The organism is Bdellovibrio bacteriovorus, assembly GCF_001592755.1.
In the GTDB taxonomy this organism is placed as follows: domain Bacteria; phylum Bdellovibrionota; class Bdellovibrionia; order Bdellovibrionales; family Bdellovibrionaceae; genus Bdellovibrio; species Bdellovibrio bacteriovorus_E.
In genome coordinates, this window is the sequence record NZ_LUKF01000019.1 from 345,186 (window position 1) to 363,379 (window position 18,194).

Here is an 18,194-nt window from a genome sequence, read left to right on the forward strand (position 1 = left end):
CGGCGGGCCCGTTTAGAACCACCAACTTTGTAGAAGCCCCGCAATTTTTTTAGTCTTTTGTTTTAAATCTTCGTTACTCTTAGAGGGGTTCAATGAGTACACGGATTCCACCTCAGAATATTGAGGCCGAACAGTCTATTTTGGGCGGTCTCATGCTAGACCGAGAAGCTTTGGATCAAGTGGGTGATATCCTCGTGGCCGAAGACTTCTACAAGCCGTCTCACCAGAAGATTTTTAACGCCATCAAAGAACTTCACAGCAAAAATCAGCCTGTGGATATCATCACCGTGACAAACATTCTTCAGGGTGAAGGTTCCATGGAGATGGCGGGCGGACCCGAGTATCTGGTCAGCCTTTTAGATAAAACTATTTCCTCTGCAAATATCGTCACTCACGCCAAGATCGTTAAAGACAAAGCGACCTTGCGTAAGCTGATTCAAGTTAATAGCTCTCTTATTGAAAAAGCTTACGAACAAGATTTCGCTGACGTTGAATCTTTCGTGGACCAGGCCGAAAGCGAAATCTTTAAAGTCGGTGAAGCAAAAGCCGCCACGGGCCTTGTCGGCTCGATGGAAATCGTTCGCGCTTCTATCAAAAAATTGGAAGAGCTTTATAAAAACCAAGTTGAGGTCACTGGTCTTGCTACGGGCTTTAAACGCCTGGATGAAATGACAGCGGGACTTCACCCTGGAGAGATGACGATCATCGCCGCTCGTCCTTCCATGGGTAAAACAGCGTTCTCTTTGAATATCGCTCAGCACGTCGCTTTGAAACTTAAAAAGACCGTGGCCTACTTCTCCTTGGAGATGGGTAAAGAATCGATGATGATGCGTATGTTGGCGGCCGAAGCGAAAGTGGGCTTGGGTTCACTTCGTAATGGTAAAGTCAGCGATTCGGAATGGCCGCGTTTAATTCATGCAGCAAGTCTTCTTTCTGAAGCTAGTATTTTCATCGATGATACTCCGGGTGTATCGCCATTTGAAATTCGCTCTAAAGCGCGTCGTTTGAAGGCTGAACATGGATTAGATCTGATCATGATCGACTACTTGCAGTTGATGAGCATGAAACAAAAGATGTCTTCACGTGAGCAAGAGGTTGCGGAAATCTCTAAATCTTTGAAGGCCATCGCTAAAGAATTGAAAATCCCTGTCATCGCCCTTGCCCAGCTGAATCGTGGCGTGGAAGGTCGTACAGAGAAAAAACCAATGCTTTCTGACCTGCGTGAATCAGGATCGATCGAGCAAGATGCCGACGTTATCATGATGCTTTATCGTGATGACTACTACGATAAAGAAAATCCAGACAAACAAGGTCACGCCGAAGTGATCGTGGGTAAGCAGCGTAACGGTGCCACCGGTCCCGTTAAAATGCGTTTCGATGCCCAGTACAATAGATTCCGTGATGCCGAGCCGGAAGAGCGTAACATCAATCCGATGCCGCCACCGCAAGCTCCGCCTCCGATGCCAGGCGGCAGACCTAAAAACTTTGCACCCGGCGCCCCAGTTTAAGATAATGGGCTTCTATGAGGCCCTTACTTTACTTCTTTCAGCGTAAATCAAAACCTCAAGCTTTTAAGCCCGTGGTCTTAGTCACGGGTTGTTCTGCCGGCATTGGTCTGGCTTTGGCTGAGCTTCTTTACAACTGCCAAGAATATCGAGTCGTCGCGACAGCGCGCGAACACAGCCTTGAAAAAGTTCGTTCCCATTTTTTAGAAAACGATCGCTTTATGATTCGCTCTTTGGATGTCACGATCGAAGGGGATCGGGTGCGTCTTTATAACGAAATCCAAAAAACTTGGGGTGGCGTTGATATTCTTATTAACAACGCCGGGATTTCTTATCGTTCCGTGATTGAACACATGACTGAAAAAGATGAAGAACTGCAAATGGCGACCAATTACTTTGGGCCGATGGGTTTGATTCGTCTTTCGCTTCCGCATATGCGTGCCACCGGCCGCGGTAAGATCATCAATATTTCTTCCGTAAGTGGAATGTTAGCCATGCCGACAATGGCCTCGTATTCGGCTTCCAAATTCGCTTTAGAGGGTGCCAGCGAAGCCTTGTGGTATGAGATGCGCCCCTTTGGCGTTACAATCACGTTGGTGCAACCCGGGTTTATCCACAGCAACTCTTTTAAGAACGTGTATCACACGGAGTTGTCAGATCCGACCCGCAATTGGAGCGGCCCTTATTGTGATTTCTATCAGAACATGACTCCGTTTGTGGAGAAGATGATGAATATGTCCCTCACCACGCCGGAAAAAATCGCGAAGCAAGTTTTGAAAGTGATGAAGCAAGAAAATCCGCCGCTATGGATTCCAGCGACCCTGGATGCGACTCTCTTTTATTACATTCGTCGTTTATTGCCTCGACGAATTCTTTTGCCATTCCTCTATTGGAACCTGCCTAAGGCACGTACTTGGTCTAAAGAACATTCCCACCGTCGACAGAAGTGAGCTAGACCAAAGCCCAAAGCCGTTTTTTGGAATTGAGTTCTCTTTAACCTCTTGATTTAGTCAAAGCGTCTTACAAAGCGAGACCCTTGTTAAGCATGGAGGCTGATCATGGGAGAAACTTTAGCAAAGACAGTGATTGCGGCAACCGGACTGCCTCAGGATCCTGTCGAACGTGAATTCAATGCGCTGTTAGAGAAGTACGGTAAAAGCCCAGAAACGCTCACCATTGAAGAATTACGTGAGGTGATGGCTGAATACCTTCAGTTGGTTTTCCTTGAAATGCAGGACGAGCAGAGCGCTTAAAAGATATCTTCGTTAATACAAAATAAAAAAGGCTCCTCATCGGGAGCCTTTTCTTTTTAGCTTTTATCTAAAAACTATTTTCCAGAAAGCTTTTTCAAAGCGTCTTTGACGAAAGTAGATTCAGATTTCACTTTTGTGTAAACGCTGACTAGAGAGCAGTCATCTTTACCGTCTTTACCAGCACCACGGCTTGTAACACCCCAAACATATTGAGTGCCGTTCACTTCAAGGAATGCAGGGCCGCCAGAGTCACCGTGGCAAGCGCCTTTACCTTGAGTTTGATCAAGAAGGATTTCGTGTTTTCCGAAGTCTTCAACGATTTCAACGTCAACTTTGCGAAGCTTATTATCGCTTTTTGTATTCACGCCATCAGTTTCGATCAAACCGTAACCAGCTAAAGTCACTTTTTTACCTGCTGTTAAAAGAGTCTCGTCATCCAAGAACTTCGCCAGTTGGTAACCAGGAGCCATCGCGCCAGAGAATTTAACAAGAGCTAAATCGTGAGCGTCTTCACCTTGTTCGCCAGTTTTACCGTATTCAGTGTGAATAACGTGATCAACAACAAGGCGGATATCGCCTCTTTCCATATTATTAAGGTCTGTATTGAAGATCACATAAAGAGCGACCTCTTTATATTCAGCGCCTACTTCAGGAACGCAGTGACCAGCAGTCAAAACAACGTTTGAAGTCAGCAAAGAACCTGTACAGATGAATTGGCCTTCTTGACCATCTTGAGTGACTACAGACGCCACTAGAGCCACTGTAGATTTTGCAATAGCGTCTTTAGAATCAACGGGAACGCCACCAATTATAGATGTGCTGTCAGCGCCTAGTTGAACAGAGTTCTGTTTCGCAGGAGAGCAGGCAATCAAAGATCCCAAAAGACCTGTAACTAGAGCTGCTTTAAAAACTGTGGATTTCATAGTGACCCCCCAAAGTGAGGGCCGTTAAACACCCAAAATGGAACCAGTGCAATACAATTTTTCAAATATTTAAGATAACAAAGTCTTATAGTAGAAGTGCGTCATTTTTAAGCAGATGAAATGACTATAAAAAAAGGGATCTCTTTTGACGGAGATCCCTTTTAAGAACTTTCGATTTATCGAAACTTTCTCGTTATTACGCTCTTTCTACAGAGATCTGGATTTTAGCTTCCATACCTTCTGCGTAGCGAACAACTGCCTTGTGTTGACCCAATACTTTGATTGGCTCTTCAAGGAGAATGTCACGACGGTCTACTGAGTGACCCATTTTTTGCAATTCTTTAGAGATATCTGTTGTAGTAACAGTACCGAAAAGTTTGTCAGTCTCACCAGCAGCCAATTTGAATGTTACAGTTGTGCCGTTGATTTTGTTCAAAAGCTCTTGGCGTTCTGCCAATGCTTTTTTCTTTTTAGCTTCAGCTACACGTTTCAAGTGTTCGTACTCTTTTACGCGTTTTTCAGTAGCTTCCGCCGCCAATTTACGTGGGAACAAGAAGTTTCTTGCGAAACCTTCAGAAACGTTCACCAACTCACCAACACGACCTACATCTTTAACGTCTTTTTGAAGAATAACTTTCATGTGATCTCCATTTTGTTAGTTGCTTTCAGCAGGCTTCACTTTGTTCAAGCGAGCTCTGAAATCAACCCAGTAATCGATCAAGCCAACTACGCTCAAAACAAGCAATAACTGACCGACCAAAATTATGTACGTCAGAACTCTCATGAAAACACCGGCTTTCATCGAATTCAGAAATACCTCCAACACTGCCAGCCCCTGAAAGAAATAAAGAACGATAACAACGTTCACAATATTCACTGCGAGGATGGAAGTGGCCTTACCGCCAAAACTCACCATTGTCAGAAGGAAGGCAGTCATCGCAACCCAAATCATAAAATCCGGGACACGATATTCTAACAACTTGAGCTGAGAGGCAATTTTCTCACGGGGCAAATTGAGCCATGAAAAAACCCTTCTCTCAAATATGAGTCCCACACCCAACGTTATAATTAAAAGAATAACGATGGCTGAAGGAACCTGCTGCACCAGAATCGCCGGATCTAATTTCACCGCGGGATTCATTTTCTGAACCTGAGCGGAAAACTGCTCCATTAATTTTTGGACTTCAGCATACGTGTTGATTCCGTTCTTTTGAAGTGCTCCAAAAAGTCCCAAGCCAGCGGCTGCAGAACCGATTGCGACACTCGCAAGTCCAGAGATCCACCACCCAACACCCTTTTGCTCTAACTCCATGTAGGCCCCTAAAGTCATCCAAACAGAGCCAAGGAAAAGCGCTAGAGGTTGTGCGTTCAGGAGCCACGCTGCTCCCGTTGCCACTAGTCCCAAAATCCAAAAGGCGAGGGGACCGTAGGCTTTGCGTAGTACACGAAGAAGAGGCGCGCCCATAACCACAGTCAACATCGACAACAAAATCGAGAGAGATGAAATTGTGATGAATTTCTGTGGCGTCGCGGTCTTCTTCATGGATTACGCTCTTAATTATTCGCCTTTATCGAAACGTTCTGCTTTTGCAGCTGCGAAGGCAGCTTTACGAGCAGCGGCTTTTGCTTCACGCTCTTTTTCGCGAGCAGCAGATTCAGAAAGACCTTTTTTGAAGCCTTCCATGAACTTAGCCAAAGAAACACGCTCGTCTAGACGAGTGTGCATAAAGCGAAGAACTTTGTCGTTGATACGCATAGTTCTTTCAAGCTCAGCGATAGCTTGAGTATCTGCTTCGAACGTAGAGTGGAAGTAGATAGCTTTTTTTGTTTTGCCGATTGGAGTTGCTAGGTTTCTTTTACCCCAAGTTTCCAAAGAGTTGATTGAACCTTTGAAAGATTCGATCGTAGCTTTGTTCTTTTTGAACAAATCTTTTTGCTCTTCAAGAGTTGCATCTGGGTGCATAAGAACCACAACTTCGTATGGCTTTTTCGCAGATTTAGTAGTTTCCATGAACTATATCCTTTCGGGTTGGTCTACACTCTGACTTCGTCAGAGTAAGATTTTTGCCCCCACCATAGTGAGCGGGAGCAAGGATGACTTTTTTAAAATGTTTAGAGGGTTTAGCACGGCTTAGGACCAAGCACAAGGATTAGGCATTTGAATAGTGAATAAACCGGTCCTAGAATACTTAAATGGTCACTTTTATTGAGATTCTTGATGGCCCCAACGAAGGTTCCCGCTTCAAGGTTGAAGACGGAATCACCCTGGGTCGATCCAAGGCCGACATCATTATCAAAGACCCCAAAGTTTCGGGGACCCACGCCCAGATCTCTATCGACGGGAAGGGGCAGTTTGTTTTGATGGACTTGGATTCGTCGAACGGGATCCACATTAGTGGCCGCCGTGTAAAAAAAGTGGCGTTATTACCAGGGGTTATCTTCGAGGTCGGTCGCACCCAGTTTAAAGTCATTTCGGTCGAAGAAGAGATCGCGATCGACTTCAGCCGCCTTGTGACTTGGCGCAATATTTTAAAGGACAAGCTGTCAGAGGTCACTCCACCCGAGCCCTCAGAGCAAAGCCTCGCATTGCAAAGATTTAGCCCTGCGTTAAAGCTGACGTTCACCCAAGGCATTCAGACCGATGAGGAAATTATTTTAGGCTACGGGCCCCGCAAGGCCGGTTCAGAGTCCCTGGATATTGAACTGCATGATGAAGACGCCCCGAAAGAGGCCTTCGAACTCCATCCCGGTCCAGGCATGGTGCAATTAAAAATCAAAGCTCCAGGTCGTGTGACTCTTAACAATAAGTCCATAGATGCCGAAATGCTTAAAGATGGCGACTTGATTTCTTTTGGAAACACGCTCATTAAAGTGACGTACTTGTAGAGAGGCTTCATGTTAACTACACCCAAAACCACCGGCAGCTTTGAAAGCTTCGACGGCACTCCGATTTATTACGAAGTGCGCGGGGAGGGTGAGCCTTTAATTCTGATCTACGGCATTGCCTGCATCATGAATCACTGGCACCACCAAATCGAATATTTTTCTCACAAATACAAAGTCATCACGTTTGATCTTCGTGGGCATCAAAAAAGCAATCCAGTAACCGACATGAGTCAGTTGACGATGGAGGCTTTAGCCAAAGATGTTTTTGCCCTGATGAAGCATTTAGAGATTAAGCAGGCGCACTTCGCAGGCCACAGTTTCGGTGTTCCCATCATGCTTAAGGCTTACGACGAGAAACCGGAAGCTTTTTTATCGATGATTTTCATCAATGGCTTTGCTCGCAATCCAATTAAAGGCATGTTCGGTCTTGATGTCATCGAGCCGTTTTTCTATTTCGTAAAAGAACAATACGAGAAGCAACCGTACGTGTGGAATACTCTGTGGAAATTGGCTGTTGATAATCCGATGTCCGTGTATATCGCGGCACTTGCGGGTGGATTCAATTTGCGCGTCAGTCACATCAAGGATATCGAAGTGTATCTTAGAGGTGTTGCAAGACTGAACCTTGAAGTCTTTATCACTCTGTTTGAAGAGCTGATGGAGTATAACGGCGAATCGGTTTTGGAAAATATCAAAGTGCCTGCGCTCATCATCTCTGGCGAAAAGGATATGGTGACACCCTTGCGCTTCCAATATCATTTTAAAGAGACGATTAAACATTCCGAGTTCGTGCTAGTACCTTATGGTTCACACTGCACACAGCTGGATTTTCCTGATTATACAAATTTAAAAATGGAAAAATTTTTGAAAGACGTTTCTTCGAAGAAATAAGTTTTTTGAATTTTTCATCACAAATAAAAAAGCCACCTCGAAAGGTGGCTTTTTAGTTTTTCTGTTACTTCAAGACTATCTGTAAGCCGCTTTCGTGATATCAAATCCGTAGCGTTGAACAGAGTCATCAGATGTGAAAACGATTTTTACGTATTCGCCATCAATAGTTGTCGAGAATGAGTCGTCATTTTTACCGCTCATATCCGCAACCTTCTTGCCATTCGCATCGAAGAATTCCACTTTGTCATAATCTCTTTCAGTGTCGAACTTAGAGAAGTACAAAGCGATTTGTTTTGCGCCTGGAACACGAACTTCAAACTCTTCTTTCGTTTTTTCTTTGTATGGATGAGCTGAAGAAATATTCACGGGAACTGTTTGCCAGTTGATCGGATCATTTGGATCTGGAGCAGGCAATGTATTCGTCAACATTGCATACGCATTCACCATACCACCTTTGGATTTACCACGAAGACCTGCGATTGGTTTAGAAGTCGCGATAATTCTTTCTTTCATTTCAAGCGCTGTCAGGTTGGGCTCGTTAGAAGCCAATAGAACCGCCATACCAGAAACGTGTGGAGTCGCCATTGAAGTACCAGACCATGAATCGTATTTTCCACCAGTGATAGAAGATACGATATTCACACCCGGAGCACCTACGTGAACTTTTGTTTTACCGTAGTTAGAGAATGAAGCGATTTGTCCTCTGTTATCAACTGCCGCTACTGAAAGTACGTTTGGTACATCGTAAGTCGCAGGATAAGTAGGGCTTGCATCGTTGTTGTTTGATTCGTTACCAGCAGCTGCTACAAATAGCGCGCCCGCAGCGTTCGATCTTTCGATGGCTTGCTTCAAAGTTTCAGAGTAGCCACCGCCACCCCAAGAGTTTGACATGATTTTCGCACCCATTTTAGTTGCGTAGTCGATACCTTTAAGAGCGCCATCAAGGGAACCTGAACCACTTGCAGAAAGGAACTTGATACCCATGATACGAACGTTCCAAGCTACACCCACGATACCTTTACCGTCATCGCCTGTACCACCAATAGTACCAGAGCAGTGTGAACCGTGACCGTGATCATCTAGTGGATTGCCCGTTGGAGCATTGGCATTTACGAAGTTTGCACCGTGGATATCATCAACGATACCGTTTCCGTCATCGTCAACTCCCGGCTTACCATTCGCTTCAGCTTCGTTCGTCCACATGTTGCCAACTAGATCCGGGTGATTGTAGTCAACACCTGTATCGATAACCGCAACAACGACGTCTTTAGAGCCTGTTGTGATATCCCATGCTTGTTCCGCACCGATATCCACGCCTGCGATACCTGCGCGGCGTTCAGAATCTTGTTGTCCGCTATTTTTCAAGCCCCACAACTGACCCAACATAGGATCATTTGGAGTTTTGTTAATACGGTAGATGTAGTTTGGTTCTACGATGTCTACGATTGGATTTTCAGAAAGGGATTTTACTACGTTTGATTGAATCTCAAACACCGGGCGTTTGATAACGACAATGTTTTGTCCCGGAATAGTGTCTTTAACATAGGACCCAAGTTGCGCGCTAAGAACATTGATCGAAGATTTCGCGGAAACAGAGTCTTTCAATTTAACAATGTACTCGCCTGGAACTGATTCTGCAGGTGCAGCAAACGCATTAGCACCAATAAGTAGTAAGCCTACCATGGCCGCTTTAGAGGCTCTTTCCATAAGCCTTTTCATAATCCCCTCCTTCATTGGGTGATTTTCAAACGAACGAACGAGGAAAAATTTTCCCTGAACGTGCCCAGTTCCAAAATGGTACCAATGTGAAGGTGAGCTGGTTATTAAATTTTGTAGAGGAGAATTACTTGAGGCCAATTCTTAGCACTAGGTCGTGTTTTTCTCGACGAAGGCCGAGAAATTTTCTAGCCATTCTTCTATCAGACGAGACTAAGACACGGCCTTTTTTCCGGACGTTGGTCGCGTTTCTTGCTCGATAAAATCAAAACTCAACTGTTGTGGAGATTTGAGTGTCGCGATTTTCTGTGGGTTTGCAGCGATCTCTTTTTTCTCTGACGGAGTTGTAACATTCACTCCATACGAAGCTTTCATAAGGTGTTTGATAAATGCTTCTTTGACACTGTCTGGAGCATCTTTGTTGAAACCTAACTCTTGCATCAAAACATCAATCTTCTTCATAAGCCAATCCTTGGTCTAGTTTCGGAAGTTTGTTGCGTTAGCTTTAGAAGAATTCAAAAAAGATGTGACGTCGAAGATGTCTCTGTATGAGACGACTTTCGATGCAGAGTTTAAAGGTTAAAATTTATAATATTATTTTACACCGGCAGGATTTTTAGCACCGGATTTGCTTGTGCTGGCTTCGATTTCGCGAATTCTATCAGCAACGCCACGCGCCCATTTTGCACCGTTTTTAGAATCAAAGTGCAGTCCATCCGAAGTCGTTTTGATATCATTTTCACCGATACCGATTTCAGTGGTGCTGTCGATCACCTGACAACGAGGAGCTGCTTCGCTCCTGATGATTTCAATGACTCGAGTCAATCGCATATTTGATTTAAAATAGGGCTTTGAATTCGCTTTGTCTGTCCACGTGGGCGTGACCCAATAGCACTTGCCGTTGAATTTATTTTTATTCAATGTTTCGGTGATTTGCTTTACTTGCGCTATCACAGTTTTGTCTGATTGCGCATTCGGTGTTTTATAATCAGCAAAATTATCACCCAGCTCAATGATGACTCTTTGGGGTTTTTCTTCTTCTAAAAGATCCGACAATAAAGGTGCTGTGGCCTTCGTGCCGCCAGACACGGTTTTTTGCTTCTCATTTTTTCGATCAGCAAAACCGAAACTTAAAGTGCGCTTTGCCTCAGAAGGATCCGTAAATGAACGAGCCGTACCGCCGGCAAGCCCCACGGTGCGCACATTTTCCTGAGCAACCTCGTTGAAATATTTATGAAGATGTTCGCCAAAAGGTCCGACCACATGTGAATCACCTATGATAAGCGTTCCTGCTAGTGTGGGTGAGGAAAAGAACAGACAAGAAATTAATATAATGAACATCTTCATGCTTTTAGGATGCCGCCGATTAAAAAGAAACACAAGAGAACGTCTTGCTGTATTAAAGATCATATCGGTGTATCGTAAGAACATGATGGACTTTAAAAATATAGATACAAGTCGGGCGGCCTTATTGATGATGCATTTTCAAGCGGATGTATTTGCCGCATTGGCGGGACATTTGCCGCCAGATATGCTTGATCGCGCCAACGCCCTGATTAAAGCGTGGCGCACGACAGGACGTCCTGTGATCTTTGCTAACTTTGCACTGGGTCCTCATTACGAGTCGGTGACTGAAAAGAACATGCTGACAATGAATATTCAAAAGATGGGATTGTTTCGCGAGCCCACTCCTGTCGCCGGGCTTGATGTAAAGCCAAACGATGGGCATTACGCTTGTCCACGAGCGAGTGTCTTTCATTCTACAAAGTTGGATCAGGATCTGCGAGCTCAAGGAATTGATACACTAGTCATGGCAGGCATCGCGAGTAGTGGAGTGCTTTTCTCCAGCGTAGCTTGGGCCAGCGATGCTGATTACCGTCTCTATCTTGTGCAAGATTGTTGTTACGATCCAGACACGCTAGCTCACGAGGCGTTGTTCCGAACGAGCTTTGCTACTCGGACAACTATTATTTAAGTCGTTTCATTTTTCTGTGGAGATCCTCAACGCGTCTTTACCTAAAACAAAAAAAGGGAGTCTTGTGACTCCCTTTTTTTATAGTTTTTAATTAATAACTAGCCTGCGCCGCCATCACTGTGTTTTTCACGCTTCGTCGCGTTTGCCACAAGGAATTCACGATTCATGCGAGAGATATTTGTCAATTGGATGTCCTTAGGACAAGCCGCCTCACATGCTCCCGTCGTTGTACAAGCGCCGAAACCTTCCGCATCCATTGCAGCGACCATGCGAATCGCACGCTCTTTTCTTTCAACCTGACCTTGCGGAAGCAAAGCCATGTGAGAAATTTTTGCTGAAGTGAATAGTGCGGCTGAAGCGTTCTTACAAGCTGCTACACAAGCTCCGCATTGGATGCAAGTCGCAGAAGACATAGCCTCATCAGCGTCTGCTTTCGGAACTAAGATAGCGTTCGCATCAACTGCATTGCCCGCATTCTGACTAATGTAACCACCTGCAGAGATAATTCTATCCATCGCAGAACGATTCACCATCAAGTCTTTAATAACTGGGAAAGCTTGTGCACGGAAAGGTTCGATCGTTAAAGTCGCGCCGTCCGTGAAATTTCTCATGTGCAGTTGGCACACAGTTGTTGATTTCATTGGACCGTGAGCTTCACCGTCGATCACAAAACCACACGCGCCACAGATACCTTCACGGCAGTCGTGGTCAAACGCGATAGGTTCGTCACCTTTACCTACAAGCTCTTCATTCACAGCATCCAGCATCTCAAGGAAAGAAGCGTCTTCGGACACATTCTTAGCTTGCAGATCCACGAAGCCACCTTGGTCTTTAGGACCTTTTTGTCTCCACACTCTTAAAGTCAGATTCAATGTTTTTCCAGCCATGTTACGCCTCTTATTTATAGCTACGAGTTGCTAGATGTACGTTTTCAAATTTCAATTCTTCAGTGTGGCGCACAGAGGCTTTGTTTTCGCCTGTGTATTCCCACGCAGCCACGTGACAGAAGTTCGCGTCGTCACGTTTTGCTTCACCGTCAACTTGGTATTCTTCACGGAAGTGACCGCCGCAAGACTCTTTACGCTCCAAAGCATCACGACACATCAACTCGCCAAGTTCCATGAAGTCTGCAACACGTCCTGCTTTTTCAAGTTCAACGTTCAGATAGTTTGCATCACCAGGGATGCGCACGTTTTGCCAGAATTCCTCACGCAATTTTGGAATCTCCTGAAGAGCTTTTTTAAGACCTTCTTCGTTACGACCCATGCCACAGTATTCCCACATGATATTGCCTAGCTCTTTATGGAAGCTATCAACTGTGCGGTTGCCTTTGATGTTCATAAGCTTAGAGATCTCTTGTTTCACGCCGTGTTCAGCCGCTTTGAAGGCGTCATTTGTCGTCGAAACTTTTTCAAGCTTCGTAGATCCAAGATAGTTACCCAAAGTGTATGGAAGAACGAAGTAACCGTCTGCCAAACCTTGCATCAATGCAGAAGCACCCAAGCGGTTCGCACCGTGGTCAGAGAAGTTAGCTTCACCCGCGACGAACAAGCCTGGAATTGTTGATTCCAAGTTGTAATCCACCCACAAGCCACCCATTGTGTAGTGAGGAGCAGGGTAGATCATCATCGGTTGTTTGTATGGATTTTGACCTGTGATCTTTTCGTACATCTCAAACAAGTTGCCGTAACGTTCAGAGATTTTTTCTTCTCCTAAACGTTTGATCGAATCAGCGAAATCAAGATAAACCGCTTTTCCTGATTCGTTCACACCGCGACCTTCATCACAGCGATATTTCGCCTGACGAGAAGCCACGTCACGAGGAGCCAAGTTACCGAATGAAGGGTAAACGCGCTCTAGATAGTAATCGCGTTCGTTTTCTGGGATGTCGTTAGGATGACGTTTGTCACCAACGGCTTTTGGAACCCAAACGCGACCATCGTTACGAAGAGACTCAGACATCAAAGTTAGTTTTGATTGGTTTTCTCCGTGAACCGGGATGCACGTTGGATGGATTTGTGTGTAACAAGGATTGGCGAAGTAAGCACCACGTTTGTGGGCTTTCCAAGCCGCCGTCACGGCACAAGCCATCGCGTTTGTTGAAAGGAAGAAGACGTTTGAGTAACCACCACTTGCGATAACAACCGCATCGGCCTCATGAGACTCAATTTCGCCTGTGATCAAGTTACGTACGATGATGCCGCGGGCTTTTCCATCAACGATAACAAGGTCCAACATTTCACGACGAGTGCGAAGCTCAACTGTGCCTGCATCAACTTGTCTCATCATCTCTGAGTACGCACCCAAAAGAAGCTGTTGTCCTGTCTGACCGCGAGCATAGAATGTACGAGACACTTGCGCGCCACCGAAAGAACGGTTCGCCAAAGTACCACCGTACTCACGTGCAAATGGAACACCTTGCGCCACCATTTGGTCGATGATGTTCGCCGACACTTCCGCTAGACGATAAACGTTAGCTTCACGCGCGCGGAAGTCGCCGCCTTTAACCGTGTCGTAGAAAAGACGGTAAGTAGAGTCACCATCATTTTGATAGTTTTTCGCGGCATTGATACCACCTTGAGCAGCCACAGAGTGGGCACGACGAGGAGATTCATGCACGCAGAACGCTTTTACTTTGTATCCAAGTTCACCCAAAGATGCGGCTGCAGATGCACCCGCAAGACCTGTTCCGACAACGATGATAGAGTGTTTTCTTTTGTTGGCAGGATTAACTAGTTTGTAATCGAACTTCGATTTGGTCCATTTGTCTTCAATAGAGCCACTAGGAATTTTGCTATCTAATTTGTTAGCCATTTATCTGCTCCTTAGTGTGCAAACACGAAAAGGTAAAGTGGTTGAGCGATAAAACCTAAAGCCACGATGATGCCGTATGTGTAGCTTAGTTTTTTCCAAAGACCGCGGTAAGAACCTTCCATCAATCCCAAAGATTGGAACGAAGAGCCCACGCCGTGACTTAAGTGGAAGCCAAGAAGAATCAAAGCCACCACATACCAGATCACGTAGCCTGGCATTTGAAAAACTTCTTCCATCAGTCGTGCAAGGTCACGCATCACAACGCCATTCACTGTTGTTTCATAGTGAGTGCCGTATTTGAAAGTGATCAAGTGGAGAATGATGAAGACCAGGATTAATGAGCCTTGAATCGCCATTGTGCGAGAAGCAAGACTCACTCGTTTTTCACCTGATGCAGCCACAGCATAGCGCGATGATTTGGCCGCTCTATTTTGTGCCGTCAAAGAAAACGCCATAAATACGTGAGTGAACAAGGCTAAAAGCAAAATTGCTTCTGCAACGTAAAGTAAGTTGCCGCTTGTGATCGCGTGTCCGTAAGCATTGTATGCATCGTGACTGACGAAGATTAATAAGTTTCCGGCCATGTGAGCGAGTACAAAACCTGCCCATACTAGACCAGAGATTCCCATTATGTATTTTTTCCCGACGGTTGAACCGAGAAATCCAGACATGGTGAAAAACCCCTTGTGTTATTACATTGTATTTTCTCAATAAGTTTACAATTGAACTTACTCCTCGGGGGCTGGATTTGTCTATGACACCCGTCATGTATCGCGACACGTTAAATATGGAATTTAGTTTTGCCTTTCCTAGACTTGCGATAGAACAAAACCTCTAAAATACGGGGTAAAAACATGAAGATTTTTGTGTGTATCAAGCAGGTGCCCGACACCGAAACAAAGATTAAAATCACTCCCGACCAAAACGGAATCGATACGGCGGGAATTAAATGGGTTTTGAACCCTTATGACGAGTATGCAGTTGAAGAAGCTGTGAAACTTCGCGATGCCAATGCTGGCTCCCAAGTATGGGTTCTAAGCGTAGGTTCTAAGACTCGCGTCATTGAATCTCTAAGAACAGCTTTGGCAATGGGTGCTGACGAAGCGATCGTTGTAAATGCTGAAAATCTAGACAATTTTTCTACAGCTAAGGCTTTGGCCGAAGTTATCAAAGCTGAGGGCGGCGCTAAAGTTATCTTCTCCGGTAAATTGGCGATCGATGACAATGCCTCTTCAGTCAGCCAAATGCTTGCTGAGTTCTTGAATGTTCCTCACACAACTGTGGTATCGAAGTTTGCTTTCAACGGTGAAAACGTTGTTGTTGAGCGCGATATCGAAGGTGGAGCAAAAGAAGTTGTACAAATGATGACTCCCGCAGTTGTCGGAGCGAACAAAGGTCTTAATATGCCTCGCTACGCAAGTCTTCCAGGCATCATGAAGGCGAAGAAAAAAGTGATCAAAGAGATTGAATTTGCTTCTTTGAACATTCCTGCTTCGGACATCAAAGTTAAATACTCTGGCTTCGCACTTCCTGCTGAAAAGCCGCCAGTAAAAATGCTAGCGGGCGATTCTTCAGCGCAAGCTTCTGAACTAGTTAAACTTCTTCGCGATGAAGCGAAAGTTCTATAGAGGTAAATCATGGGAAAAGTATTAGTTTTTGCTGAACAATCTCACGGAAATCTAAAACGCAGCTCTATTGAACTTCTTCAAGCAGCGGCTAAATCTGGAAACACTGTTGTTGCAGTGGTTTTCGGTTCTCACGCAGGTGATGTTACAGCTGCGGCCGCTCAAAATGGCGCGAACGAAGTTCACGTTGTTAAAGACGCTTCTTTGGATTCATACAATCCAGAGCTTTTCACAGCAAACATCGTGTCTGTTGTTGAAAAAGTTCAACCTTCCATCCTTCTTGCTTCTGCTTCTTCCACAGGTCGTGACTTGTTCCCACGTGTGGCAGCTCGTTTGAACACGGGGATTGCAAGTGATTGTACAGAGCTTAATATCTCTGGCGATAACGTCACAGCGACAAAACCAATGTACTCTGGAAAATGTTTTGCTAAAGCCAACTTTGAAAACAGCTCTGTAAAGATTGTTTTGATGCGTGCAAATCAACTTCCGGTGGCGGCGGCAGACACTTCTAAATCTGCAAACGTTGTTGAACAAGCGGCTGTAAAACCAGACCTTAAAACTTTGATCAAAGAGATCGTTAAAGGCGCTAGTGAAAAGCTTGATTTGACGGAAGCAAACATCATCGTGAGTGGCGGACGCGGCCTAAAAGACGCAGCGAACTTCAAAGTTCTTCATGATCTTGCGGACGTTCTTGGCGCGACAGTAGGTGCTTCACGTGCCGTAGTTGATGCGGGCTGGGTTGGTCACGGCATGCAAGTAGGACAAACTGGTAAAACAGTAGCTCCCACTTTGTACATCGCGGTGGGTATCTCGGGCGCGATTCAACACTTGGCAGGTATGAGTGGTTCTAAAGTTATCGTTGCTATCAACAACGATGCAAACGCTCCGATCTTCCAAAAGGCGACTTACGGTATCGTGGGTGATGCTCTTGAAATCGTTCCGAAACTCACTGAAGAGTTTAAAAAGGCTCTTCACCACTAATCGTGTTTAGAAAATACATTCTTCCGATTATTGTATTTGTTTTCTACCGAACCCTCTCATGGACATGGAGGGTTCGGCTTATCGAACCAGATTCCCTAAAAAATTCCTTAGAAACTCAGAACCCTGTGGTGCTAGCGCATTGGCATGGTGATGAACTCGCTCTTTTATCCATCGTAAAACGCTATCGCATCGCTACCATTGCCTCACAATCCAAAGACGGAGAGTTGATGGCAACAGTTTTAAAATGGTTGGGCGCAAAAACCAGCCGAGGCTCTTCCACGCGCGGTGGAGTGCAGGCCCTTAAAGGTCTTTTGCGTTTAATAAAAGACGGGGGAAATTGCAGCTTTGCAGTAGATGGCCCTAAGGGTCCGTTACACAAAGTGAAGCCCGGAGTTTTTGAAATCTCACGCATGATTTCTGGTCCGATTTACGCGGCGGGAGTTGCGTGTGATCGTGCGATTCATTTTCCAAAATCTTGGAACAAAACTTTTCTTCCAAAACCCTTCGCAAAAGTGATCATCTACTGGGTCGGACCGATGACGGCGATCTCTCGTGAAGTCGATCCAAGAAACCCAGACCTTGCTCTAGAGTTAGAGGGGCTTTTGCACCACGCGAGACAGCAAGCTCTTAAATTCATTGCGGATAATGATGCCTAGTGCTAGCGTTTTAGGGTGACTTGTCTTCAACTTTTTAAAGGGACTTTTAAAGTATGAAACTTCTATTAAGCATCTTGATGCTCATCTCTGTGAACTCCTATGCGCAAAAATCCACGGATGTTGTGGCTCAGGTTGGAAAAAAATCTATCACCGTTGAAGAGTTTAACAAAAAGTACAACGAGGTTCGTTCTCAAACGATCAATCCACCTACAAAAGAACTTTTCCTTGAAGACTTGATCCGTTACGAAACGGGCCTTCAAGAGGCTGAAAAACGCGGTTTAGCAAAAGACCCTATTGTCCAAGAACGCTTCAATCAAGAGATGTACAAAGCTCTTCTTGAAAAAGACCTTGGTCCTCGCATCCAAAAAATCCAAGTTTCTGATAAAGAGATGCAAGCATGGTACGCAAAGAACCCAGAGCTTCGCACAAGCCACATCTTGATTGAATTCAAACCAGGTGCGACTCCGGCGCAAGTAGCTGAAGCTAAAAAGCGTGCGACAGAGATCTTTGACGAAGTTAAGAAAAGCAAAAGACCATTTGAAGAGCTTGTTAAACTTTACTCTGACGATGCTCTTTCTAAGCAAGCAGGTGGTGACATCGGCTGGCAATCTCGTGTAACTCTTGTTCCTGGTTACTATGAAGCGGCGGCATCCATGAAAGTCGGTGAAATCAAGGGGCTCATCGAATCTCAGTTCGGATTCCACATCATTAAGCTGACAGGACGTAGAAGCTTTGAGAACGCAAATAAGCGTCAAATCAGAGCGGCTGTTTTCGATGAAAAAAGAAAACAGATCTTCAACGAATACTTCGATAAGTTGAAAAAATCGTACTCAATCAAAGAAAATAAGAGTGCGATCAGATAATAATAAGGAATATTTCTTATGAAATTTCTAAAGAGCCCCGCAAGTACGGGGCTTTTTATTTTAATGGCCTTCACCTTGGCGGGTTGTCCTTCCAGTTACCAAAAGA

At 45.0% G+C, this 18,194-nt stretch carries 20 protein-coding genes; 10 read left to right on the forward strand and 10 right to left on the reverse strand.

Annotation, left to right across the window (positions count from 1 at the left end; genetic code table 11):
• Positions 1-92 precede the first annotated feature (92 nt).
• The 3 genes from dnaB to AZI85_RS16365 all read left to right on the forward strand — a co-directional run bounded on the left by dnaB (position 93) and on the right by AZI85_RS16365 (position 2,758).
• Positions 93-1,508, forward strand: a complete 1,416-nt coding sequence (gene dnaB, locus AZI85_RS16355) for a replicative DNA helicase (RefSeq protein WP_063205817.1) — start codon at positions 93-95, stop codon at positions 1,506-1,508.
• A 14-nt stretch (positions 1,509-1,522) separates the two neighbouring features.
• On the forward strand, positions 1,523-2,455 hold the full coding sequence (locus AZI85_RS16360) for an SDR family oxidoreductase (RefSeq protein WP_063245041.1): 933 nt from the start codon (positions 1,523-1,525) through the stop codon (positions 2,453-2,455).
• Between the two features lie 108 nt (positions 2,456-2,563).
• Entirely contained in the window at positions 2,564-2,758 is a 195-nt protein-coding gene (locus AZI85_RS16365; RefSeq protein WP_063205815.1) for a hypothetical protein, read from the forward strand.
• Positions 2,759-2,832: 74 nt separating this feature from the next.
• Here AZI85_RS16365 and AZI85_RS16370 read toward each other — a convergent pair whose 3' ends face one another.
• The 4 genes from AZI85_RS16370 to rpsF form a co-directional block, all read right to left on the reverse strand.
• On the reverse strand, positions 2,833-3,681 hold the full coding sequence (locus tag AZI85_RS16370) for a S1 family peptidase (protein WP_063245042.1): 849 nt from the start codon (positions 3,679-3,681) through the stop codon (positions 2,833-2,835).
• 196 nt (positions 3,682-3,877) lie between these two features.
• The gene (rplI, locus tag AZI85_RS16375) at positions 3,878-4,321 is read right to left on the reverse strand and encodes a 50S ribosomal protein L9 (protein ID WP_063245043.1); all 444 of its coding nucleotides are present in this window, start codon (positions 4,319-4,321) and stop codon (positions 3,878-3,880) included.
• Between the two features lie 15 nt (positions 4,322-4,336).
• The gene (locus tag AZI85_RS16380; RefSeq protein WP_063245044.1) at positions 4,337-5,224 is read right to left on the reverse strand and encodes a DUF2232 domain-containing protein; all 888 of its coding nucleotides are present in this window, start codon (positions 5,222-5,224) and stop codon (positions 4,337-4,339) included.
• Between the two features lie 15 nt (positions 5,225-5,239).
• Entirely contained in the window at positions 5,240-5,692 is a 453-nt protein-coding gene (gene rpsF, locus AZI85_RS16385; RefSeq protein WP_063245045.1) for a 30S ribosomal protein S6, read from the reverse strand.
• A gap of 182 nt (positions 5,693-5,874) precedes the next feature.
• Here rpsF and AZI85_RS16390 point away from each other — a divergent pair, with 182 nt between their 5' ends.
• Both AZI85_RS16390 and AZI85_RS16395 read left to right on the forward strand, forming a co-directional pair.
• Complete coding sequence (locus AZI85_RS16390; RefSeq protein ID WP_063245046.1) at positions 5,875-6,567, forward strand: FHA domain-containing protein; 693 nt, start codon at positions 5,875-5,877, stop codon at positions 6,565-6,567.
• A 9-nt stretch (positions 6,568-6,576) separates the two neighbouring features.
• A complete protein-coding gene (locus AZI85_RS16395) occupies positions 6,577-7,458 on the forward strand; it encodes an alpha/beta fold hydrolase (protein ID WP_063245047.1) in 882 nt (293 codons plus the stop codon).
• 75 nt (positions 7,459-7,533) lie between these two features.
• Here the strand turns inward: AZI85_RS16395 and AZI85_RS16400 are convergent, their stop codons facing one another.
• The 3 genes from AZI85_RS16400 to AZI85_RS16410 all read right to left on the reverse strand — a co-directional run bounded on the left by AZI85_RS16400 (position 7,534) and on the right by AZI85_RS16410 (position 10,437).
• The gene (locus AZI85_RS16400; RefSeq protein ID WP_063245048.1) at positions 7,534-9,177 is read right to left on the reverse strand and encodes a S8 family serine peptidase; all 1,644 of its coding nucleotides are present in this window, start codon (positions 9,175-9,177) and stop codon (positions 7,534-7,536) included.
• Positions 9,178-9,387: 210 nt separating this feature from the next.
• On the reverse strand, positions 9,388-9,636 hold the full coding sequence (locus AZI85_RS16405; protein ID WP_063205805.1) for a hypothetical protein: 249 nt from the start codon (positions 9,634-9,636) through the stop codon (positions 9,388-9,390).
• 132 nt (positions 9,637-9,768) lie between these two features.
• Positions 9,769-10,437: an SGNH/GDSL hydrolase family protein gene (locus tag AZI85_RS16410; protein WP_063245049.1), complete on the reverse strand. Its 669-nt coding sequence runs from the start codon at positions 10,435-10,437 to the stop codon at positions 9,769-9,771.
• Between the two features lie 70 nt (positions 10,438-10,507).
• Between AZI85_RS16410 and AZI85_RS16415 the strand changes: the two genes are divergently transcribed.
• The gene (locus AZI85_RS16415; RefSeq protein ID WP_253721038.1) at positions 10,508-11,149 is read left to right on the forward strand and encodes a cysteine hydrolase family protein; all 642 of its coding nucleotides are present in this window, start codon (positions 10,508-10,510) and stop codon (positions 11,147-11,149) included.
• A gap of 98 nt (positions 11,150-11,247) precedes the next feature.
• Here the strand turns inward: AZI85_RS16415 and AZI85_RS16420 are convergent, their stop codons facing one another.
• From AZI85_RS16420 to AZI85_RS16430, 3 genes are read right to left on the reverse strand one after another with little or no spacing between them, the layout of a single operon-like run.
• Entirely contained in the window at positions 11,248-12,036 is a 789-nt protein-coding gene (locus tag AZI85_RS16420) for a succinate dehydrogenase/fumarate reductase iron-sulfur subunit (RefSeq protein ID WP_063245050.1), read from the reverse strand.
• A gap of 10 nt (positions 12,037-12,046) precedes the next feature.
• A complete protein-coding gene (locus tag AZI85_RS16425; protein ID WP_063245051.1) occupies positions 12,047-13,963 on the reverse strand; it encodes a fumarate reductase/succinate dehydrogenase flavoprotein subunit in 1,917 nt (638 codons plus the stop codon).
• Positions 13,964-13,974: 11 nt separating this feature from the next.
• Complete coding sequence (locus AZI85_RS16430; RefSeq protein ID WP_063245052.1) at positions 13,975-14,634, reverse strand: succinate dehydrogenase cytochrome b subunit; 660 nt, start codon at positions 14,632-14,634, stop codon at positions 13,975-13,977.
• 183 nt (positions 14,635-14,817) lie between these two features.
• Between AZI85_RS16430 and AZI85_RS16435 the strand changes: the two genes are divergently transcribed.
• The 4 genes from AZI85_RS16435 to AZI85_RS16450 all read left to right on the forward strand — a co-directional run bounded on the left by AZI85_RS16435 (position 14,818) and on the right by AZI85_RS16450 (position 18,088).
• A complete protein-coding gene (locus tag AZI85_RS16435) occupies positions 14,818-15,591 on the forward strand; it encodes an electron transfer flavoprotein subunit beta/FixA family protein (RefSeq protein WP_063245053.1) in 774 nt (257 codons plus the stop codon).
• Between the two features lie 9 nt (positions 15,592-15,600).
• Positions 15,601-16,569: an electron transfer flavoprotein subunit alpha/FixB family protein gene (locus AZI85_RS16440; RefSeq protein ID WP_063245054.1), complete on the forward strand. Its 969-nt coding sequence runs from the start codon at positions 15,601-15,603 to the stop codon at positions 16,567-16,569.
• Positions 16,570-16,697: 128 nt separating this feature from the next.
• Positions 16,698-17,225: a lysophospholipid acyltransferase family protein gene (locus AZI85_RS16445; protein WP_253696540.1), complete on the forward strand. Its 528-nt coding sequence runs from the start codon at positions 16,698-16,700 to the stop codon at positions 17,223-17,225.
• A 53-nt stretch (positions 17,226-17,278) separates the two neighbouring features.
• Positions 17,279-18,088 carry a peptidylprolyl isomerase gene (locus AZI85_RS16450; protein WP_063245055.1) on the forward strand — a complete coding sequence of 270 codons (810 nt, stop codon included), beginning with the start codon at positions 17,279-17,281 and terminating at the stop codon, positions 18,086-18,088.
• Positions 18,089-18,194 lie beyond the last annotated feature (106 nt).